The 20,998-nt window shown below is 47.4% G+C and carries 17 protein-coding genes and 1 pseudogene; 3 read left to right on the forward strand and 15 right to left on the reverse strand.

Features of this window, described 5'->3' with window-relative positions:
• Nucleotides 1-27 precede the first annotated feature (27 nt).
• Complete coding sequence (locus RH45_RS03480) at nt 28-282, reverse strand: hypothetical protein (protein WP_138956414.1); 255 nt, start codon at nt 280-282, stop codon at nt 28-30.
• A gap of 237 nt (nt 283-519) precedes the next feature.
• Between RH45_RS03480 and RH45_RS03485 the strand changes: the two genes are divergently transcribed.
• On the forward strand, nt 520-2,049 hold the full coding sequence (locus RH45_RS03485; RefSeq protein ID WP_008073941.1) for a phospholipase D family protein: 1,530 nt from the start codon (nt 520-522) through the stop codon (nt 2,047-2,049).
• A 73-nt stretch (nt 2,050-2,122) separates the two neighbouring features.
• Here the strand turns inward: RH45_RS03485 and phnE (RH45_RS03490) are convergent, their stop codons facing one another.
• From phnE (RH45_RS03490) to RH45_RS03530, 9 genes are all read right to left on the reverse strand, one after another.
• Complete coding sequence (gene phnE / locus RH45_RS03490; RefSeq protein WP_008073942.1) at nt 2,123-2,926, reverse strand: phosphonate ABC transporter, permease protein PhnE; 804 nt, start codon at nt 2,924-2,926, stop codon at nt 2,123-2,125.
• Complete coding sequence (gene phnE / locus RH45_RS03495; RefSeq protein WP_008073944.1) at nt 2,926-3,726, reverse strand: phosphonate ABC transporter, permease protein PhnE; 801 nt, start codon at nt 3,724-3,726, stop codon at nt 2,926-2,928. Before phnE (RH45_RS03495) ends, phnE (RH45_RS03490) begins: the two co-directional genes overlap by 1 nt.
• Complete coding sequence (gene phnC / locus RH45_RS03500; RefSeq protein ID WP_008073945.1) at nt 3,714-4,499, reverse strand: phosphonate ABC transporter ATP-binding protein; 786 nt, start codon at nt 4,497-4,499, stop codon at nt 3,714-3,716. Before phnC ends, phnE (RH45_RS03495) begins: the two co-directional genes overlap by 13 nt.
• A 103-nt stretch (nt 4,500-4,602) precedes the next feature.
• A complete protein-coding gene (gene phnD, locus RH45_RS03505; protein ID WP_008073946.1) occupies nt 4,603-5,643 on the reverse strand; it encodes a phosphate/phosphite/phosphonate ABC transporter substrate-binding protein in 1,041 nt (346 codons plus the stop codon).
• Nucleotides 5,644-5,896: 253 nt separating this feature from the next.
• Complete coding sequence (locus RH45_RS03510; protein ID WP_008073953.1) at nt 5,897-7,108, reverse strand: glycerophosphodiester phosphodiesterase family protein; 1,212 nt, start codon at nt 7,106-7,108, stop codon at nt 5,897-5,899.
• A gap of 196 nt (nt 7,109-7,304) precedes the next feature.
• Complete coding sequence (locus RH45_RS03515) at nt 7,305-8,663, reverse strand: sigma-54-dependent transcriptional regulator (protein ID WP_008073954.1); 1,359 nt, start codon at nt 8,661-8,663, stop codon at nt 7,305-7,307.
• A complete protein-coding gene (locus RH45_RS03520) occupies nt 8,660-10,603 on the reverse strand; it encodes an ATP-binding protein (protein ID WP_241211625.1) in 1,944 nt (647 codons plus the stop codon). The genes RH45_RS03515 and RH45_RS03520 overlap by 4 nt, the downstream gene beginning before the upstream one ends.
• A gap of 181 nt (nt 10,604-10,784) precedes the next feature.
• On the reverse strand, nt 10,785-11,582 hold the full coding sequence (locus RH45_RS03525; protein WP_008073956.1) for an SDR family NAD(P)-dependent oxidoreductase: 798 nt from the start codon (nt 11,580-11,582) through the stop codon (nt 10,785-10,787).
• Between the two features lie 84 nt (nt 11,583-11,666).
• A complete protein-coding gene (locus RH45_RS03530) occupies nt 11,667-12,947 on the reverse strand; it encodes an MFS transporter (protein ID WP_008073957.1) in 1,281 nt (426 codons plus the stop codon).
• Between the two features lie 123 nt (nt 12,948-13,070).
• Between RH45_RS03530 and RH45_RS03535 the strand changes: the two genes are divergently transcribed.
• Nucleotides 13,071-13,850, forward strand: a complete 780-nt coding sequence (locus tag RH45_RS03535; protein WP_008073958.1) for a helix-turn-helix domain-containing protein — start codon at nt 13,071-13,073, stop codon at nt 13,848-13,850.
• A 38-nt stretch (nt 13,851-13,888) separates the two neighbouring features.
• On the opposite strand, the gene RH45_RS03540 is transcribed toward RH45_RS03535, so the two are convergent.
• Together RH45_RS03540 and RH45_RS03545 are read right to left on the reverse strand one after the other, a co-directional pair.
• On the reverse strand, nt 13,889-15,277 hold the full coding sequence (locus tag RH45_RS03540; protein ID WP_008073959.1) for an MATE family efflux transporter: 1,389 nt from the start codon (nt 15,275-15,277) through the stop codon (nt 13,889-13,891).
• Nucleotides 15,278-15,298: 21 nt separating this feature from the next.
• Nucleotides 15,299-15,820, reverse strand: a complete 522-nt coding sequence (locus RH45_RS03545; protein WP_008073960.1) for an NADPH-dependent FMN reductase — start codon at nt 15,818-15,820, stop codon at nt 15,299-15,301.
• Nucleotides 15,821-15,934: 114 nt separating this feature from the next.
• On the opposite strand from RH45_RS03545, the gene RH45_RS03550 reads away from it, so the two are divergent.
• Nucleotides 15,935-16,834: a LysR family transcriptional regulator gene (locus RH45_RS03550; protein WP_008073961.1), complete on the forward strand. Its 900-nt coding sequence runs from the start codon at nt 15,935-15,937 to the stop codon at nt 16,832-16,834.
• 97 nt (nt 16,835-16,931) lie between these two features.
• Here RH45_RS03550 and RH45_RS03555 read toward each other — a convergent pair whose 3' ends face one another.
• The 3 genes and pseudogenes from RH45_RS03555 to RH45_RS03565 form a co-directional block, all read right to left on the reverse strand.
• Complete coding sequence (locus RH45_RS03555) at nt 16,932-17,663, reverse strand: DUF3726 domain-containing protein (RefSeq protein WP_008073969.1); 732 nt, start codon at nt 17,661-17,663, stop codon at nt 16,932-16,934.
• Nucleotides 17,660-19,396, reverse strand: a complete 1,737-nt coding sequence (locus RH45_RS03560; protein ID WP_008073970.1) for a hypothetical protein — start codon at nt 19,394-19,396, stop codon at nt 17,660-17,662. The genes RH45_RS03555 and RH45_RS03560 overlap by 4 nt, the downstream gene beginning before the upstream one ends.
• Nucleotides 19,397-19,488: 92 nt before the next feature.
• Nucleotides 19,489-20,997, reverse strand: a pseudogene (locus RH45_RS03565) (BCCT family transporter); the annotation flags it as partial.
• Between the last annotated feature and the right edge of the window lies 1 nt (nt 20,998).

The raw sequence follows: 20,998 nt of genomic DNA on the forward strand, positions 1-20,998 counted from the left end.
GAGAAGAGTCGATGTAAAGTGAAAAACTTAAAGCAGAACTGACGCTTCAAGTAAATAGTTCACCTGATGAGTTAAACCAGGAAAACCTTCACTTAAGATCTTGTAGCGAGAATCGATCGAATCGGTTAATCCAACTCGGCTGAATGTTTCTAATGTATCGACGGGTGTGCTGGTAATCGATTGTTTTAACGGACAAAGATCGACTTTGTTCGCTCGCTCTACCTTTGACAGTGCATCGACAATAGATTGTAAATCGAGTGCTGATTGCTTCATATTGCTCATGAGGTTCATTTTGATAATGACTATTATTTGGCGACGATAGTAATTGACTTGCACATCCCGTGACGTGATTTTAATCAATGAAGCACGTATTAATGCCATCATTCCGCGAGCTTAATTTCTCAGCAACAGAGTAGACATAGGGCTCGCGGTGGGCACCTACTTAAGAGGCTGATTCTGTTATACTGAGATAACTCACTGTTTTTCTTTTCGTAAACTGCATCATCAAGGATGGTTTTAATGCTCAAGCTGCCACGCTTAGTTTCCCACGTATGTATCATTGGCCTACTTTCTGGCTGTGGCTCGCTGCCCGAGCAAATCACCCATTCAACGTTACCCCCCGTTTCGCCAATGGAAACCCCATTATCGACGCTAAGTGACCGCTATTGGTCCGACAAATCAGAGCCTGCAAGCGCTGTTTTCTTGCAGGAGTCGGGCTGGGATGCCCTGGCGCAACGTTTGGCGTTGGTCGAGTCTGCGCAGCAGTCGATTGATATTCAATATTACATCTGGAACTCTGATCGCTCAGGAACTTACCTCGCCAGTCGCTTATGGGCTGCCGCGGATAGAGGGGTTCGCGTTCGAGTAATGTTGGATGACATCAACCTCAATCAGCGAGAGCCATTACTTATCGCGCTAAACTCACACCCTAACGTCGAAATTCGTGTTTTTAACCCAATCCCTACTCGTCGTGGCGTCGCCAAGTGGCTTAACGTACTGGGTGATTTCTCACGCCTCAATCGCCGCATGCATAATAAGTCCTTTACTGTCGACGGGGCCTTCTCAATCGTCGGTGGTCGCAACATTGGCGATGAGTACTTTGATCTGTCCGATGAAATCAACTTCCGCGATCGCGATGTATTGGCGATGGGGCGTGTTGTGAAAGAGGTTCAAACTGGATTCGATGTCTACTGGGACAGTCGCTGGTCGTACCCTGTCGACCTACTTGGCGACGATGAAGACATTGCTCTCACTGAGCTAGAGCAAGCGTTGCCACCACGCTACTTAGACTATCCGGCGTTACCGACACAAGCCGGGCAAGCGCAGCAGTTGTTGGATGACGTAATCAAGCGAATGGAGAATGTCAAAGCCCGTTATGTGTACGATCAGCCAGTTCCTGCCGATGAAAGTAACACCAGTGAACCAAAGACCACAGCGAAATACCTCAGCCAGTTAGCCAGCGAGTCAGGCACGCAAGTCTTGTTAGAATCGGCCTATTTGGTTTTTGACGATCGCCAATTGGATAACTGGCAAACTCTGAATGAAAACGGCGTCACCGTAAAGGCGCTCACCAACTCAATGGCCTCTAACGATCTGGTGACCAACCATTCCGCCTACGCGGGAAGACGCCAAGACATGTTAGAGCACGGAATTGAGCTGTTTGAACTGATGCCAGAAGCAAAAGTTTGTCTAGAGTCGACAAAGGATCAATCCAAGTGCGCACCGCAAACGGCTTACGGCTTACATTCAAAAGCAGCAGTGTTTGACCAAAACATCGCCGCAATCGGATCATTTAACTTCAATTTGCGTTCCACTTACCTAAACAGTGAGTCCTTACTCATTATAGACAGCCCGGTTGTTGCTCAAGCACTGTCAGATGACATCACTGAAGCAATGAGTGCGCAGAACAGTTGGCAGCTCGAGTTGGAAGATGGCGACGTGTATTGGCATTCCGGTGAACAAAGCTTTGATAAAGAGCCGAATACGAGCAAATGGCGACGCTTCCAGTCTTCATTTCTCCAGTTACTACCGATAGAGAAATACCTCTGAGTCGGTTTAGGTGGCAAACCATCTAGCCACAAAAAAAGGCAGGAAAATCCTGCCTTTTTTAGTTTATGTCGATTTAGATCAGCTTTTTACGGACATGGACAACCAGCGCTTCAGCCAGAACCACCACCGCAAAAATGCTCACTAGCACCATCGATACTTTCTGCCATTCGAACAGATTCTGCGCATCGTTGAGTACAACACCAATACCACCGGCACCCACCAAGCCGAGTACCGCTGACTCACGCACGTTGATGTCCCAGCGGAACAAAACAATCGAGAAGAACGCAGGCATCACTTGTGGCCAATAACCCTTAAGTAAGATGCTCATCCATGAAGCGCCTGTCGCCTTGAGCGCCTCAATCGTCCCCATGTTAACTTCTGCGATCGCTTCCGCGAGCAGTTTGCCAACAAAACCGACACTGCGAACCGCTATCGCCATGATGCCCGCTAACACACCTGGGCCAAACAATGCGATGAAAAGCAGAGCCCAAACCAACGAGTTGACAGAACGTGACGACACCAAGAAGAACTGAGCAATCCAATTCAGTGTTTTGCTTGGGGTAATGTTCGGCGCATTCAATAACGCCAAAGGAATAGCCAAAATTAGGGTAAACAGGGTACCCAAAGTCGCAATGTGTAAGGTCTCGATCAGCGCAGCATGGATCGTTTCAGGGTAGAAGGCATAATCCAGCGGTACCATTCGACCAAACATATCAGCAAACTGAGCTGGGGCATCGTAGAGGAATTCCGGAATGATCTCGACCGTCTGCCAAGACCAAACAATTGCCGATACAAAGCAAAGATAAGCGGCGAATCTAGCCAAACGTTCATTAAACGTAAAACGTTGCCATTCTCTATCAATAGAAGCCGTCGTCATTAGAAAATTCTCCTTACTACGTTAGACAAGAACTCACCAACTAAGATAAGCGCGATGATGGTGATTAAGATCGCTGCAACAAAGTCATAATCAAAACGTTGGAAGGCCGAGAACAAGGTGCCCCCCAAACCACCCGCGCCCACGATGCCGACCATAGTCGAGTTACGTAAGTTCGAGTCTAACTGGTAGCTAGCAAAACCGATGAAACGGGTAAATACTTGCGGCATCACTGCAAACAAAATCACGCTCACAAAGTTCGCTCCTGTGGCGCGAATGGCCTCGACTTGCTTGAAAGATATCTCTTCAATTGCTTCTGCAAACAGTTTGGCGATAAAGCCAATGGAGGCGAAAACCAGAGTGAGAATACCAGCTAAGGCACCAAAGCCCACCGCCTTCACGAACAAGATAGCAATGATCACTGGGTGGAACGAACGGCACAACGCGATAAAGCCACGCACTGGGGTCGATACAATCGATGGCATCATGTTTCTTGCCGCAAGCAGGCCAAGAAACAGTGAAATTACAATGCCGAAAAAGCTTGAAATAATCGCGATTTGCAAACTTTCCGCTAAGCCACTTAACAGTAGATTAGAGCGAGAAAAATCCGGCGGAAACATGCGTGAAAGTAATCGCTCACTTTCACCAAAACCGATAACAAGTCGATCAAAACTGAGGTTTAGAGTCGAGAAACTGTAGAACAGGTAACCGATCACAGCGGCTACACCTAAGCGACTCATCCAAGACGCTTTGAACGGATTCTCAACATTTATTGAAGATGAAGAAGTGCTTAGTCCAGCCATGATTCACCTCCGTAAATGATCTTCAGATCGTCTTCACTGATGCCTTCAGGGCTGCCATCGTAGTGCACTTTCCCGTTACACATACCGATGATGCGATTGGCAAAACGCTTGGCTAGGTTCACATCGTGGATATTAACCAGCACTGGGATCTGCTTGTCTTTAGCAAAGGTTTCCATCAGTTCCATGATTTCAACGGCGGTTTTCGGGTCAAGCGATGACGTTGGCTCATCTGCTAGCAGAATATAGGGGTCTTGCATTACCGCACGAGCGATACCGACACGTTGACGCTGACCACCAGACAAGCTGTCTGCTCGTTGGTTAGCAAAGTCTTGTAGGCCAACAAACTCAAGCAATTCAAATGCTTTTTGCAAATCTTCTTTTGAGTAGTTACGACGCCAAGCATTCCATGAAGACATGTAACCTAAGCGGCCACTTAGTACATTCTCGATAACGGTTAGGCGTTCAACCAAGTTGTACTCTTGGAATACCATGCCGATATGACGACGTTGTTTGCGCAGTGCCTGACCATGCAGTTTAGTCAGGTCTTCACCTTCAAAGAGAATCTCACCGCTGGTTGGATCGTTGAGTCGGTTAATACAACGTAACAAGGTACTTTTACCCGTACCTGATGGGCCAATGATGGCGATAATTCCGGGCTGATCAATGTCGATATCAATGCCTTTAAGGATTGGCTTGCCTGCCACGTATTCATGAAAAAGGTTATTGATCTTTATTCCGTCGTACTTAGTTCCGTCACAGTTTGCTACGGCCATACTACTATTCCTTGTTTTTGTTTTAATATGCGCAAATTTAGGGTGTACGATGCCCTGCGCCCTACACACAGGACACCGTACTTCTGGCGTTGTTAGAGGAGAATTATTGGTTTGTTGCTTGTTTCGCTAGCTCTGCTGCTTTTTTCTTCGCGCGTTTCGCCGCGTCTTTTTCAGCAAGCTTCTTCAGACCAGCTTTGGTGTAAGCCGTGCCTGTCGCGTGTGCGATGTCGCGGATTACCGACCAGTCTTCTTGGTAAGTAATTGGTGAGAATCGGTCTGCCCCTTTGAAGGCTTCGCTCATTTCTGGAGTGAAACGGTAGCTAAAGAAAGCTTCGTTGATTTTCTCTACCAGTTCAGGTTTTAGGTTGTACGCGTAACCAAATGCCGATGTTGGAAAACGAGGGCTACGGTAGATGATTTTCAGATCGGCTGCGTCAACACGACCTGCAGCCACCATGCGATCATAAACGTCTGATGCAACAGGCGCGGCATCGTAGTCACCGTTGTAAACGCCTAGGATAGATTGGTCATGCTTACCTGAGTAAAGCACTTTGTAATCTTCATCTGGTGTTAGGCCTTGAGCTGGGAACAGAGCTCGTGGTGCAAGGTTACCCGAGTTAGAAGATGCAGAAGTGTGAGCAACGCGCTTGCCTTTCAGATCAGCCATTTCGTTGATTCCACTGTCTTTACGAACGATGGTGATTAGGTTGTAGCCTTGGAAGCCCGCTTCATCGCCTTTCACGGCAATCGGTACGTAGCCTGCTAAGTTCACTGCGTAGCCTGTAGGGCCAGTCGAGAAACCAGCGACATGAAGACGACCTGAACGCATCGCTTCCACTTGAGCAGAGTTGGAGTGAACAGTGTAGTAGATAACCTTTTTGCCCGTGATTTTACTTAGGTGAGCTTGGAAATCCGCAAAGGCATCTTTATACAGCGCAGGGTCTTCTACTGGCGTGTATGTGAAAACTAAGGTGCTTGGGTCAATCCACTCATTGGCATCTTTTGGTGCATCCGCCACCAAATCTTGGTTTTCATCACAATATCTGTCGTCCAGAACCCCACGGTTAGCACACTCACTTGCCATAGCCATTGAAGGTAGCAGCAAAGAGCCAGCGATTAACAATCCTTTTACACTGTTTTTCATATTAGAACCTTACATTCACGTTATTGTTGATATTCACAGCTCTTATAGCAGGCAACGTGCCAAAAATTATATCCTTAAATTTCAATCACTTAAAACAACTCACTTGTCCAGCAAACTTGTTTGGGTCATTTGTGTCCAGCGTATTACAAGCCATTTGGGTCATTTGTGTCCCATGAAATTTGTGATCTAAAAAAGGGCCCGAAAGCCCTTGTTTAGTGACAGTAATACTGGTCTAAAAACTGCTAAACCGGAATTAGATGTCCATACAGTTTGCGTAGTAAGTGACCGTTGACGGCCAGTCACTGAACACACCTAAGACACCGACGTCTTTCGCTAGAACGTCAAGCACCTTCATCATGTCACCATCTTGATTGATCTGCTCTGTGACCGTTTGGTAGTACCAGCCGCCACCTTGCGCAAGAGGGCCTGAACGCTCAAGAGTCCACGCTATGATGTCGAGATCGGCCTGCTTAGCTAACTTAGCGTACTCCGACTGTACGATGCCGTTCTTTTCATCAAGCTGGATTAGAGCAAACAATGGCGGAGCAATAATTTGAACTCCGTCTTTTGATAGCGCTTTCATATTCTCTAGAGTCGCTGTGAAGCCTTCAAGATTGTACACGCGATCATCTAAGTACACCGCTTGCTTGCCAAACTCTGGCTCATTTTGAATCCAGTATTTTACGTCATCGAGGTTGAACGACTGAACGTACGCATCTTTCGCAGAAAAACCAGCAGCTTTGAGTTCATCTACCAATTTCTGTGCGTAGTCTTGCTGACTAAAGCCCTGATAAGGCATCTCAACCTTAGCAGACTTAAGCTCAGGAGTGACTTTCACGCCATGCTTTTTGAATAATGCCGCACTTTCTGCGTGAGTCATCAACGTTCCGGTTTGCGAGTACAAATCAGTGCGCCAGCCCGGAGTACCGTTCATGTACTCTTCAACCGTTGTGGCTTTCGGGTTCGCCCCATCCATCTTGCCTTTCAGCGTTTTGAACTCTGCCAACGTGAAATCTGATGTACGACACTCAACCTGAGCATCTTCACCGGTTTCAAGGTTAGCTGGCTTAAAAGGCACCGAACATTTCTTAGCAAGCTCTGGGTGCGCCAACACATCCGTTGTGGTGTGCAAATCACTTTGTGAATGACGGCAAACCAACTGTTTGTCTTTAGTGAACGTCACGTCACATTCCAGTACCCCAGCCCCCATCGCAATCGCTGCCAAGTAAGACTCCTTGGTATGTTCAGGGAACTGCATCGCTGCACCGCGGTGGCCGATAGAAAAGTCGCTACGATAAAATGGACCGGCACCACAGCTTTCTAACTTAGTTTTTAACGGTCCCTCTTCCATGTCACTGACCAGATACAATGGACGCGGCCCGATTTGAGCAGGTTCATTGCCCGCCATTGCAACTGAGCTAACGCCCAACAATAGCGCGATACCACTGGTTAAGATTTGCTTCATCTGTTGTTTCTCCTTGCAGCAAAATAGTTTTGTTTGTTGTAGGGCTTAGTTGATAGAAGTCGTTACTCGTCGTTGACGAAACATTCCCTGACTTATCACTAAACGCACTGTCTAAATAGCACGCAACGTGCCAAAAACTTTTCACTTATAATTCAAACAGATAAATATAATACTTTTATTAAACTTCTATGATGGGTCAATTATGTCTTGTCGCTTGTGGCTTAAAACTCTCTTTATCAAGTTGATGCTTTTTCATCTTACGATAGAGAGTCTTACGCGGCAGGTTCAGACGTAACGAGACTTCATTGATATTGCCTGCCATTTCGATCAAGGCTTCCGTGAGTACATTTCGTTCGTACTGCTCCATCTGCTGTTCAAAAGCAAAGGCTTCACTGCCCAGAGTAGACGGCGCTTGCAAATCAAACCCCTCTCCCACAATCCCAAGTACAAATCTATCGGCAACATTGCGCAGCTCGCGCACGTTACCCGGCCAATCATGGCGACACAGTTGTTGAATCTGCTCGGCATAAAGCGTCGATGGGCGTGTTTTGTACTTTTGACTGGCTTGAACCACAAAGTGGCGAAATAGCGCTTGAATGTCTTCTTTACGTTGACGCAGTGGCGGCAGATTTAAGCTGGCAATGTTAAGACGGTAGAATAGGTCAGCCCGAAACTCTCCCTGCTGGCTCAGCTCAGCCAAATCGGCTTTGCTCGCAGCCACCACGACAATATCGACAGGTATCAATGTATTACCGCCAACTCGTTCAATCACTCGCTCTTGGATCACTCGCAGCAGCTTGATTTGCACCGCGATGGGCATACTTTCGATTTCATCAAGAAACAGGGTTCCACCGTGAGCTTGTTCTATCTTCCCGATACGCTTTTTATTGGCACTGGTAAATGAGCCCGCCTCATGACCAAACAACTCACTTTCGATAATACTTTCGGTCATGCCGCCACAGTTGATGGCAACAAACGGCTTATCACACCGCGCTGAATAGCGATGTAGCGCGCGAGCGATCACCTCTTTGCCTGTACCCGTCTCGCCATTAATGATGGTGTCCACTCCCGTTCGAGCCAATGCCAACACTTGCGAGCGAACCATTTCCATAGGATTAGACACACCGATGACGACCTCTTCAATTGGCAGTGGTGGCGCATCGACTGCGGCTTGAGGTTTGTTGCGGATCTGCGCCGTGGCAAGATCCAACTTTTCTATCAGTTCATCGCTTTGCAGAGGTTTTTCAATAAAATCAAATGCCCCCTGCTTCATCGCTTCAATAGCCATTGGAATGTCTCCATGACCACTCATCAAGATCACTTCACAACATGGTGCACGACTCTGAATGGCATCAAGCATGGCAAGACCATCAATGTTCGGCATACGCACATCGCACAGCACCACTTGCTTGCTGTCTGGCGATAAGGATTTTAGCCCTTGCTTTGGATCGTTAAAGCCGGTGACGCTAAACCCTTCAAGCTCGAGCATTTCGCTTACTGCTTCCACCACATCTTGTTCATCGTCAATCAGGGTGATTTGCTTTTCCATGGTCATGATTGTGTGCCTTCTAAATGTACTACGAACTCACTGCCGACCTCTGGCTGTGAGTGAACCCGAATTGAACCGCCAAAGTCTTTTATGATGTTAAATGCGATAGAAAGGCCTAACCCTAGGCCTTTACCCACTTCTTTTTGGGTATAAAACGGGTCAAAAATATGGGGAATGTCGTCGGCCAAGATGCCTTTACCATTGTCTTTAACCGCAATGGTGACCGAATTTTCAAGTCGAACCACTGAAACCACGATGAGCGGCTCTTGTGTCGACTCAACGGCATCAATGGCGTTGCTGATTAAATTAACCAACACTTGCTCAAGGCGAATAGGGTTGGCGCGAACACTTTCATCTGGTGCCAAATTACAATCCAACACAATAGGAACTTGTTTGTTCGCAAACAACTCAATCGCATCATTGACCACAGGCATTACGGCAACTGAAGAAATTTTGCCATCGCTCTTACGTGAAAAAGCCTTCAGGTGACGAGTCAACGCGGCTACTTTGGCCAACAGGGTTTCTATTTTTTGCAGGTTTTGCGTGGCTTTATCGACGCGATCTTGCTCTAGCCATTTTTGCGCGCTTCGAGCATGACTACTTATCGCCGTCAAAGGTTGGTTTATTTCATGAGTAATGCCGACGCTGAGTTGTCCTAAGGCTGCCAACTTGCCAGCTTGAACCAATTCGTCTTGAGTAACGCGCAGTTTTTCCTCTGCTAATCGGCGCTCTTCGACTTCAGCTTCCAGCTTTTGATTGGTCCTTTTCACCACCTTAGCAGTGGCTTGGAAAACCTGTAAAGACTTCGCCATTTGAGTCACTTCATCCTGGCCCTTGAGCTCAATTTTAGTATCAAGATGGCCGGTTGAAATGGCGAACATATCATCACGCAGATGCAGCAATCGCTCTAGGATGTTTTTACGCACATAAAACCAAGCGATACCTGCGGCAGCAAAAAGGCTAAACACCGACAAGACAAGCGAAAACGTGCGATTCGACGCCAGCGACTTCTGCACTTGAGCAATAGAAGAATCAATTTCTAGATTAACGTTAGATGTGTTGCGCTCAATTTGAACTGACAGCTGATGCAAATACTTACGGCTGTTTTCCAATAAGAATTCTTGCTGATAATAGTGCTCCAGCGCTTGGTTTTTCAGTTGTACCAATCGACTTGAGCGAGAAGCTAAGGTGTAGATCACCGATAGTTTTTCGTCCAAAGTGGGCAGCGACTCTGCCAAGCCACTCGCTAACCATAAACTAAACCACTCCTGACCAAGCTGCTCGAGTCGATAGGTTGTGTAATCCAACTCATTGAAACTGCCATCGTTATACAGCTTTTCGACCAAACCAAGCTGATAAAACAACAGGGCTTTAAGTTGGCTATATTGGAGACGCGATTTCTGCTCTGTAGGTAGGCCATCAAGTTCTTCGCTGACTTGCTGAAGTAACGGGTAAAAACCTTCCAGCAAATTGCGCAGCTCTTTATTTAACTGACGTGACTCTTCGCCACTTTGATACAGCAGGCTCAAGCTATTACTTACCTGCATGATCAAATCTTTAAAATAGGCGTGATATTCAGGGAAGTGCGCCAGCACTACATTCATCTCATTAATGCTGTTTTCTATACGAACCATGGCATTACGCCGTTCCAAATTTGAATCGGCCGCCACTAGCTGAGAGGAGTCCGTGATCACCAAGCGCACCATGTCATTCAATCTTGCGGCTTGTTCAAGGGCTGGGATTTCTTGCTCTTTTAGCTCCACTAATGCGTGCTCTAACTTATCGTAGGTAGTGGAGCTAAAGAGTGCTAGCAGTAACGTGGTCATCGATAGCAGCGCCAGTGCTAAGCCGAGCCGCACTTCTATACCACGCCATTTAAATTTCCCGCGCTGTGCACTCCTTCCATCTGGCTCACGGTCGCGAGTGATGGATTTTCGACCAAGCATATGATTCACAAAGACATTCCTAACCATTAAACGGTGATGCTGATTCTATAGCATCTATACCATTAACATCCGATATAAAACATCACTACATTTTATTAATAAAGTCATGAGTATCAGAATTGTGGAATCGGTAGTCGGAAATTCTATAAACCTAGAGGTTGGTGCGGATTTCCTCCATGTTCTAACGATTTAGCCATGCTTCGATGGCTTCAATCACTTGCTGGCACTTTGCATCATCAAGCGCATCAGAGTGCGGATTAGCGAATGCCTCGATGTCGTTGTCGTAATAGGCACCATGAGCATTGGCAAACTCTGACGATACGCTCGCGCGATATAAAATATCAGCGCCAAGGCTCAGATCATTACCCGCGACGCCGTAAGCTTCTTTCACCATCTTGCTGCCGAGAAACGATTTCGGGTTAACCGACACCATCACAGGGCCCAAGTTTTTCAATTGTAACCCTAGCATCCGCGACCACATGGTTAACGCCAGTTTGCTTTGCGCATAAGCTTCACCGTCAGAAAGAACAGGTTGTGAGACAAGTGCATCAAGGTCAACCCGAGCTTGAGCCGCCGAAGACAGGTTTACCACTCGGCCGTCTTTGCTTAACAGAGGCAACAACTCTTTTGTCAGTAGATAGGGGGCAATGGTGTTCACCATAAAGCGGGCGTCTAAACCATCAACGGTTGTAGCTTTAGGAATCGAGAAAACCCCGGCATTGTTGATAATGACATCCAACTTACCAAATCGTTGGCTAACTTCTCCTATCATCTCCCTCACCGCTTGAAGAGATGAAAGATCAGCAACAATTGACGCCACTTTGCCACTCGCCATCTCCAATAGAGTCTGCTCAACATTAGCCACCTTAGCTGGGTTGCGACCATGGATGATGACATGATGATCTTGGGCCACCAACATTTTGGCGGTCTCTAAACCGATCCCATCCGTAGCCCCAGTGACTAAGATAATTTTTTGCATGATTGACCTTCCTCTCTACGTCGATATGTAATCATCATAGTGGTATCTCGCAATAGAGACTATTGGCCAAGGATAGGAAACTCTTTATTGATCTATTTGATAATCATTTGAACTTGATGTTCGGCCAGAGTCTTTATCAGCACGAGGAAGCCTGGCAAACAACAATGACGAGAGTATCAAGACAATTGCCATCCCCGTCCAACTGACGGCTATGCCGTGATGTTGGGCGACATATCCAAGCAGCAACGATGCCATCATGCCACCCGCCGTTACGGTCAAAGAGCTGAGCGATAGCATGGTAGAGCGATAACGGCTAGGTGTATTGTCCTGGATCAATACGGTTTGAGAGTTTTCGCCAAGGGTAAACAAAAAGAAAAACACTAAATAACTGATGGTAAATCCAACGACATTGCTGCTCATCGCCATTACCAGTAAAGCAAATGCGGAGCATAACCGACTGACCAGCAAAACATTACGGTGTGAACCGGCAAACCAAGCTAAAAAGGTAACAGAAAACCAAGATGACAGTGCAGCCATTGCAAAGTAGAGAGCGGCGATAACACCAAACCATCCCGTACCTTGGTCATCATCTGCCAACAATTGGGACAGATAAGGTTGCCACAGATTTTCGACACCACTTAGCACCATTCCGAACACCAATATGGTTTGCATCACTCGCCTAAGTACTTGATGACTCATTACATCTCGCAGGGTGTGGCGGATAGTCATGAAGAGGCAGTGAGTGGCTCGTTTGCCGCTACGATCTCGCCTTTGTTGCGCTTCTGGTATAAGCCAAAGTGTTACTCCTACCATACAAACACTAGCGATGAGTATCAGCCATAAATTAGCATCAAACCTAGACGCCAACCAAGGCATTGAATCACTTGCAATATTCGGCAAATAGCCGCCAATTAGCGAGCCTATTGCCAAGCCTAAGGTTACCCACACATTGACCTTGGCTAAGGCCGAATGATAGCTAGTTGCGCCACAAGTCAATGCATAGGCATCATAAAACCAAGCATCTAACGTTCCTGAATAAATTGCCCGTGCTGCCCCGAGCAAAGCTGCGCTAAATACAATGGAGATGCAACTCGCTGAAAACAACAAAGCGGTCACCCCGAATGCCGTAACAAGCAAAGAGAAAAGGTAAGTTTTTCTGCGGCCTACTTGATCGGCGACACCGCCAAGAGGCAGTTCCAATAGCGTAGTACTGCCGATCCAAACCGCCATCACTAAACCAATTTGGCCGAGATCCAATCCGCGATCCTGGAACAGCAGCACCAGCACCGGAACCATTAAACCTGTTGTCGCCCAATGAAGCGCTTGATGAATAGAGAAACGTGCAATGAGAGCAGATTGAGTCATGGTTTTTCTCAGTAACAAAACGTGAGATTAGAATCCCATAACGAGCCTTTTATGCAATCGAAGTAGAAAAAGATCATTATTATGATACTCAGTGTATCAAGCCAAGATTATTTGGAGTCAACAATGGATCAGCAACTGGCCCAAGAAGTGTGTAGGGTTATCAAACAGGAGTTAAAAAGCCGCGCAATATCGTATCAAGATCTGGCCAATGAGTTAGCCGTTTCTCAAGTCAGCGTGAAAAGACTGCTCAATAATGCTCAGCCTATATCGATGCAGCGATTAATCCACATTAGTCGCCTGCTCGATTTTCCGCTCTCTAAGTTACTTGATAGAGCCGAAAAAAATCTTCATGCCATTCCTCTGTTCACCGCTGAGCAAGATGATGCCTTTTACCGCTGCCCGGCCTTGTTTACCTTTTGGAGTGAGTTAGCTGAGAACAGAACGGTGGAACAAATCGCCCAACGATACCAGCTCAACCAAGCCTCGCTGCACCTTTACTTGAGAAGGCTGGAAGCGGTAGGTTTGGTTTCCCTTGGCGTACACAATCAATGCAAGTTGTTGGTACCGGGCCATACCGCTTTTGAGCAAGGAGCGAGATACCCTGAGCACTTTACCTTGCGAGTTTTGAATGGCTTACAACAGCGTGTGATTAACATTCCGGTAGAAGATGAACAGGCTTTTCTCGTCAGTCTAAAAGCAGAGCTGACCCATCAGGAGTTTGTCGAGATAAAAGAGAAACTCGAAGATTGGATGTTCAACCTACTGCGAGAAAGCCAAGATCTTTCATCGAGAGAGGGGCTAAAAGTATCACCTTATACTTTCGGTTTTATGGGCGCGCAAGGTGCATTTCATGACGATCTGCCGCCTATTTTGCCTCTGACTGACGACGCCTCTCTCACCTAAATGGGAGGCGCCAACAACCGACACCAATAAACTTGGAGTTACGTCAGGCGAAATAAACTTTTCACATCGTGCCAATAGTCGAGCATGGGCGTGTGAGGAGACAAATTAGATTGATGCTGTGCGATCCATTGGTAAAGAAGTCGTCGCGCGTACAAAGCACCGAGAATATTGGCTAAGCTGATTGCCAGCCAGATGTACTCACTCTCAAACTGGGCACCGAGAAAAGCGAGAGGAATCGTCAACCCAAGAGATTTCACCAAAGTCAGTTTGAGCGACACCTTAGCTTGCTGAACACCATTAAGGAATGCACTGGTGATGAGCACCAAGCCATAAGCCGGAAAAGAGACGCCAACCCAAATTAAGTACCAGCGGCCATGAGCAATGGTGTCACTGTCGGTGGTAAACAGAGCCATGATCGAATCGATAGATAAAACCAGCATCGCGAACACGAATATCGCCCAGTAGACGGTCATTCTGCCGGAGTAAGCGATCACTTGATCCAACCTTTGCTTTTCTTGAGCGCCATAATTTTGTGCAACAAATGGCGTCAGAATCACACTAAGGGCAAGTATTCCGGTTAACAATAAAGATTCGATTCGAGTCGCAATGCCGTAAGCGGCAATCGCACTGTCACCATATTGTGCAACCAAACTGGTTATCACCGCGATAGCAACAGGATTCAAGATCTGAGCCGCAATTGCAGGCGTTGAGATGGTTAGGATCTCTTTTGCTTGGGCACCGATATTGAACATGGAACGCAGTGAGAGCAAAGTGTGTTTGTGCAGTAACGCGAGCATCAGCACTAAGATCACCAACCAAGAAATCAAGGTTGCCAGCGCCGCCCCCATCAAACCAAGTTCAGGGAAAGGTCCTTTACCAAAGATAAGCAAATAGTCGAACAACACATTGGTCACGCCACCTAATGCCATCACCAATGTGGTCTGAACCATAATGCCTTTTGCCATCAAGGCTGAATTAGCGATAAGCCCACCCACTAGCAAAAACATACCTAGATAGAGCGGCCCCATATATTGGCCAATCAGTTCACTGGTAGTTGCATTCGCCCCCAACAAAGCAAACGTGCTAGGCATTAGCGCATAACCCACAAGACCAAGCAGACAAGTGACACTACTAAACAAGAGGACAGAGAAGGTCGTCAGCGACTGCGCTTTACGCTGATTATCTTCACCGAGCGCTTTTCCCACCGTTGCAGAGACGCCCGAAGCAATGCCCATAAACAGGCTGACAACAAGAATATAAACCGGATAGGCAAAACTCATCGCCGCCAGAGGTTGAGTTCCTAGCTGGCCGACAAAGTAACTGTCGACCAGTTGGAAAAGAAACGTCATTAACATGCCAAAGGCTGCAGGCGCAGCCATCGAAAGCAATGCCGACTTGACGGGTTTGGTGAGCAGAGGTTGAGACATGACCAGTACCAAGCCGATTAACTATAGGGTTTCAACGATATCGAGTAACTGCTGGTTAAACGTTTCATCCGTCACGGCCCCTTTTTCTAAGTCAAAGTTGTCGTAGAAGCTGGCTAACGACAACGCACCTTTCACGTCAGCTGCAAAGTAGGGTGCGGAGCCTTGAGCCGCGCCTAGTACACTGCTCGCACCACCAGGGCCAGGAGACGTCGCTAGCATAATGACCGATTTATTCTGGAACACTTTCATGTCAATACGCGAAGTCCAGTCGAATAGGTTTTTGTATGCCGCCGTGTAAGAGCCGTTGTGCTCAGCAAAAGAAATGACCACCACATCTGCCTCACCAATCGCTTTAAAGAACTGCTGTGCTTGTTGCGGTGAGCCTAGCTCTTTTTCTCTGTCCTCACTAAAGATGGGCATTTCAAAGTCATTGATATCAATCAGTGACACCTCTCCACCTTTGATCTGTTTTGCTGCGTATAACGCCAGTTGTTGGTTGATTGAGTTCTTGCTGTTGCTTGCGCCAAATGCCAGTACTTTCATGTTCAAATCCTCGTTTATCTTTGCGTTAAGTTCACTATAGTTTGATTCCTATAGTTGATTAATAGGGTAAATGTGTAATGATTATTTCCATATGACTCTTAATAGACGCAGAACATGAAGACAAAGCTTTTAGATGGCATGGTGACTTTTGTCCATGTGGTGGACAGTGGAAGCTTTACCCATGCCGCTCAGATCACGGGTCATTCGACCTCCTATATCAGTAAAGAGATGTCTAAGCTAGAAGAGCGCCTCGGTGTTCGACTACTGCACCGTACAACGCGAACTCTAAGCCTGACTCCCGAAGGTGAGCTGTATTACGAAAGCTGCAAACAACTGGTGGAAAGCGCTCAAGAAATTGAAAATGCACTGGGTGGTAAACAAAGTGAGCCTCAAGGCCACCTGCGAATCAGTTGCCCGGTCAGCTTTGGTGTGGTGGAACTCAGCCCTATGCTGGCTAAGTTTATGAGCCTATACCCCAAGGTGACCTTTGAAGTGGATTTAAGTGATCGTAGAGTGGACCTAGTGGCAGAAGGTATCGACATTGCCGTTCGCGCAGTGCATAAAGCAGCCGATTCCAGCTTGATCAGCCGACGAATTAAAACCGCCCAAGCGGTGACGGTTGCTGCGCCAAGCTATCTACGCAAATACGGCACACCAAAGCACCCTTCCGAGCTAAACCAACATAAAGCCATTACCTATAGCTACCAAAAGAACCCCAATTTATGGGAATACAACAGCAATGATGGCGAAATGATCAAAGTTGAGGTGGACAGTGTCTTTGCCGCCAATAGCCCAGAAATGGAAATGAGCATGTGTTTAGAAGGGATTGGTATTACTCGCCTACCAGAAGAACACACCAGAGAGGCAATTGCGACTGGCAGGTTAGTCGAATTGTTTAGCGACTTCCCTAAGCACAAAATCGATCTGTGCCTTGTTTATCCAAGCCGCAAACATATGTCTGCCAAGGTCAGAGCCTTTATTGACTTTATGGCAGAGAACCTTGCAGCCAACTAAAGCCAGTCACAGCCCAAACCACGATTCAGAATCCATAGCCATAAAAAATCCCCAAGTGCATTTTGGGGATTTGCGTCATTAGTAGGCCCTAACAGGCTCAAGCTAACTCGCCTGCTCCTTGAACTGAACGGGCACTGTTTTCAACTAAGAACACCGTGGCCGCTTGCTTTAATGTCTCCCACTCAGCATCTTCAACAAAGATACCTTCTTGCCATGATGTTTGTTGAGCACGGCTTAACTCCGCACTATCAACATGGATAGAATAACCTTTCGCACTTTGTTTAACGTCAAAATCGCTGACTGACAGCTCAATTGTCATCGAGTGAACATCATCGCTGCCATCGACATCGTTATCGGAAAAGAACACTTCAGGCGCCACGCAACCCCGGTTGAGCACATACAAAGCACGTTGAGGGCTACTGCCATTGACCCATTGCGCGCGGCAAGCAATGCCTTTTGCGGCCAAGCGAACCAACTCACTGTAGGCTAGCCAGCGGTTGTGGCACTGTTTCAGCGTGATTGAGATGGTTTTGTTGTCCACCATTTTCTCTAAGGCAAAATCGAGTACCGCAGGCAATTGACATGCGATGCTGCTGTTATGAAAATCAACCTCAAAACTTGATTCACTTTGATTGGAGATCGATACCGCACAGTCTGAATCTAAGCTTAGAAATTGGCTGGCATTGTTAAAATGCCTTACGCCATTGAGCCCGACCATTTGCAAATCCGCCACCATATTGGCGATGACATCCGCTTCACCACAATGACGACGCATACCTAAAAACGCCTTGTTCACTGCGGCAACCAATTCGTTGTGCGAAACGATCATGATGCGAATCCTCCATTGATCTTTTGTGGCTCAGCACGAGAAATTTCTTGATGACTTGGCAGGGTTGGAAAGATCCATGTGTCACCGTGTTGTGGATCGCGGACTTCATCTAACAATGGCGCACCTTGGAAGAAGGTCACTCGAACCCAGCGATCAGAACGCGGATCAAATTTGGTTGCACCAAAGATTGCCAACTTGCAGCGTAACAGGTGCATTGGTAGCGCATCTTGACGTAATACGTTCATTTGAATGTCACCCATGGCTCGATTACCTAGGGTCCAAACCCGTCGAGTAATCGCTCGATATTGAGGGCACTGGAGCAAAAATTCTGCCACGCTCGTTTCAGGCGAATAACCATCCAACGCATGAAACAACTGATTGGCCTGACGACCAATATCCAGCGGCAGCTCACGCTCTTCCCCCGCTTCTTCACCGCGAATACCGAGTCTTGGCTCTTCTTTATCTTGCGAGCGATACCAGAACCAATAATTGTTTTCGGCCAGCGAGTAATCTGCCTCGACGGCCCACTGATATTTATCGCTGAGTAACTGGCGCAGCTGTTGGACAGTTTTACCACTTGGAATCGATAGTGCTTCACTAGTGTTCATTTGGTTTTCAAACTGATCTACCGCACCCGGATAGAGTTCAAGCAAGCAAGAGGTAAGGATTTCTTGGGCTTCCAAGCTCATGCACTCCGCTTGGCTAACCACATCTCGCCATTGTGAATTCGCCGCGATAACTTGCGATAGTTGCTCACTAAGCTGGGCAATATCGGTGATCGCCAACTGATTTAAGCTGTCTTGCTGTTCGTTAATAGTAATAACTTGTTCTAAATGGCACTTGGCCTTAAGCAATAATTCTCGCAATGGATCATGCATCTGGTTGTCACACGGCATCGCCAATACTTGAGCAATCGCGCGCTCTCTTGACGTCATCCACTGATCCACAATGCACGGGTGATTAATTAGATAAGGCGCCATGCCCAAGCCCGTCGCATTACCTACTCCCAAGTAACGCTGCAAGCCTTTGTGTAGCAAGATAGCTTGGTCGCCACCTTTTTGCTCAGCAAGATAATGTACCCAATCTAGGCTAAACTCGCGCAGCATGTACACGGCGCACATTTGTGCGCTAAAGGACTGATTAAAGTCAGGATTCGTTTCAAGCAGCTTAAAATCTGCAATGCCAAATTTACCATTGCCATACACCGCCGTGGTACGCAGTATGTAGCCGACTTCAGCCAACTCATTTGGTTGTGGTTGCTGACCCAGAGCCAAGGCGCTGACAATGTGTTCGAACACTCGCACGCTCTTGTTTGCTCGCGCTAAAACAAGCACCTTGTTAGGGTTTCGTCCCGCTTCTTGCAAAGGCACATTGGCGCGTAGCTGCTCTAACAGTTCAACATCGACATCGCCATGAACCAAAGCGAATGTGACATCCCACTTTTCCGCAATAACACGATCATTGCGCTCCTCGTCGGCGATCTCATCACAAAAAACCACCAGGTGGTAAACTTGTGTTGGAGTCGTCAGTTGATAAATGACATGGCCATAACCCTGCGGGCACAACTGCCAATCATGCTTAGCAACGCGCCAGTTTTGCATCGCCATTTTGCGGATTAAACTACGCACAAAGCTGATTCGATTTTGGTGCATAGCGCCTAGCCTTTCCGGAGCCATAACAAGGGCTGCATTTCGCAGCTGGGTTTCAGTGTAAGTAGAACGATGTGCATCCATTTTGCTCACCACCTATTTTTTATTGTAAGAATAATAGGAGCTTGCGCAGGCGCTGGGGAACAACCCGCGCAAACTCATCGTTATTGGATTTGTTAGAGCCCTTGCTCCTTAGCCATCTTCATTGCGATCTGCGGTGCATTCCACAGCGAAGGCAGCAGTATCAGAGAGACGGGCACTGCGGTAATAACAATGAAAGATTGCAGCGCTGAAATACCTCCGGAGCCCAGCGAGATGAGTATCAATGCGGTTACCCCCATCGCAACGCCCCAGAAGGTGCGAACGATAGCGTTTGGCTCCGTTTCGCCACTGATCACGACACTGATGGTGTAAGTCATCGAGTCACCTGTCGTGACAATGAAAATCGTGGTCAAGATGAGGAACAAAATCGAGACAAGCATTGGTAGAGGCAGTTGCTGTGTAACGGCAAGCAGCGCACCCGGCAAGTTGAAGCCTTCAAACGCTTTACTCACACTACCCGGTTCTGCAATTTCAAACGCTAAGCCTGAACCGCCAACAATGGTGAACCAGAAACAGGTCGTCAGTGGCGCAATGATGCTAATTGTCGAAATGATCTGGCGGATACTGCGTCCACGGGAGATGCGGGCAATGAAGATCGCCATCATTGGACCATAACCGAGGAACCAGCCCCAGAAGAACACCGTCCACCAGCTCAACCAGCCTTCATCTCCGCGATAAGTCGCCATTGGAATAAAGTTATCCAGCATGCTACCGACACCCTGAATATAACCATTAAAGATAAAGTCAGTTGGCCCAAACAGTAGGATGTAGATCATCAGGCCAATCGCCAGAATCACGTTGTAGCGACTGAGCATTTGCATGCCTCGATTAAGCCCACTCAAGGCAGACAGGGTATACAGAGCAATCGCAAACAGAATGATAATAAGTTGCGTGGTAAAGCCATCAGGGATATCAAATAGCGCATTTAACGCGTAGCTAACCTGTAAGCCTAGAAAGCCAATTGGCCCAATGGTGCCCGCAGCCACCGCGATAATACAGCACGCATCAATCAGCGCGCCGGTATGGCCTTTAAGAGCACGTTCTCCAATCACTGGATACAGCAAAATGCGCGGTTTAAGCGGTAGGCCTTTGTCGTAATGCAGGTGCATGACAACGATTGACGTCAAGCTGCCAACAATTGCCCACGCGAGGAAACCCCAGTGCATGAAAGATTGCGATAGTGCATTGACCGCGCCTTGCTGCGGATTTTCCTGCGCGCCATATAATGGCGGAGGACTCACGTAATGCGCAATTGGCTCCGCCGCTGCCCAGAAAACACCACCGCCAGCAAGCAGGGTACAGAAGATGATCGCCATCCAGCGAAAGCCATCCATCTCCGGTTTGGCCGAACCACCAAGAATCACCTTGCCTGTTCGCCCTGCAGCGAGGCCAAGACCAATAAGAAAGGTGAGAAGAAGCAGTATTTGCCAATAGGGTCCAAAGACCTTCACTGACCAGCCAAATCCGGCGTTGACTAAGCTTGATAGCAGCTCACCATCATAGAGTGCGAGTGCAACGAAAAGTGCGATAAAGCCGCCACTGTACCAGAAGGCTGGGTTACTCAAACCCAGCTTATCTGGAGAG

The organism is Vibrio sinaloensis DSM 21326, assembly GCF_000189275.1.
Classification (GTDB): Bacteria; Pseudomonadota; Gammaproteobacteria; order Enterobacterales; family Vibrionaceae; genus Vibrio; species Vibrio sinaloensis.

Excerpts from the sequence above, each read along its gene's own strand:
- RH45_RS03525 (WP_008073956.1), bottom strand. The coding sequence starts at position 11,582 with ATGCAAAAAATTATCTTAGTCACTGGGGCTACGGATGGGATCGGTTTA.
- RH45_RS03550 (WP_008073961.1), top strand. The coding sequence starts at position 15,935 with ATGAAGACAAAGCTTTTAGATGGCATGGTGACTTTTGTCCATGTGGTG.
- RH45_RS03560 (WP_008073970.1), bottom strand. The coding sequence starts at position 19,396 with ATGGATGCACATCGTTCTACTTACACTGAAACCCAGCTGCGAAATGCA.
- RH45_RS03530 (WP_008073957.1), bottom strand. The coding sequence starts at position 12,947 with ATGACTCAATCTGCTCTCATTGCACGTTTCTCTATTCATCAAGCGCTT.
- RH45_RS03510 (WP_008073953.1), bottom strand. The coding sequence starts at position 7,108 with ATGAAGCAAATCTTAACCAGTGGTATCGCGCTATTGTTGGGCGTTAGC.
- phnE (WP_008073944.1), bottom strand. The coding sequence starts at position 3,726 with ATGGCTGGACTAAGCACTTCTTCATCTTCAATAAATGTTGAGAATCCG.
- RH45_RS03540 (WP_008073959.1), bottom strand. The coding sequence starts at position 15,277 with ATGTCTCAACCTCTGCTCACCAAACCCGTCAAGTCGGCATTGCTTTCG.
- RH45_RS03545 (WP_008073960.1), bottom strand. The coding sequence starts at position 15,820 with ATGAAAGTACTGGCATTTGGCGCAAGCAACAGCAAGAACTCAATCAAC.
- RH45_RS03535 (WP_008073958.1), top strand. The coding sequence starts at position 13,071 with ATGGATCAGCAACTGGCCCAAGAAGTGTGTAGGGTTATCAAACAGGAG.
- RH45_RS03485 (WP_008073941.1), top strand. The coding sequence starts at position 520 with ATGCTCAAGCTGCCACGCTTAGTTTCCCACGTATGTATCATTGGCCTA.
- RH45_RS03555 (WP_008073969.1), bottom strand. The coding sequence starts at position 17,663 with ATGATCGTTTCGCACAACGAATTGGTTGCCGCAGTGAACAAGGCGTTT.
- phnD (WP_008073946.1), bottom strand. The coding sequence starts at position 5,643 with ATGAAAAACAGTGTAAAAGGATTGTTAATCGCTGGCTCTTTGCTGCTA.
- RH45_RS03520 (WP_241211625.1), bottom strand. The coding sequence starts at position 10,603 with ATGCTTGGTCGAAAATCCATCACTCGCGACCGTGAGCCAGATGGAAGG.
- phnC (WP_008073945.1), bottom strand. The coding sequence starts at position 4,499 with ATGGCCGTAGCAAACTGTGACGGAACTAAGTACGACGGAATAAAGATC.
- RH45_RS03515 (WP_008073954.1), bottom strand. The coding sequence starts at position 8,663 with ATGACCATGGAAAAGCAAATCACCCTGATTGACGATGAACAAGATGTG.
- RH45_RS03480 (WP_138956414.1), bottom strand. The coding sequence starts at position 282 with ATGAGCAATATGAAGCAATCAGCACTCGATTTACAATCTATTGTCGAT.
- phnE (WP_008073942.1), bottom strand. The coding sequence starts at position 2,926 with ATGACGACGGCTTCTATTGATAGAGAATGGCAACGTTTTACGTTTAAT.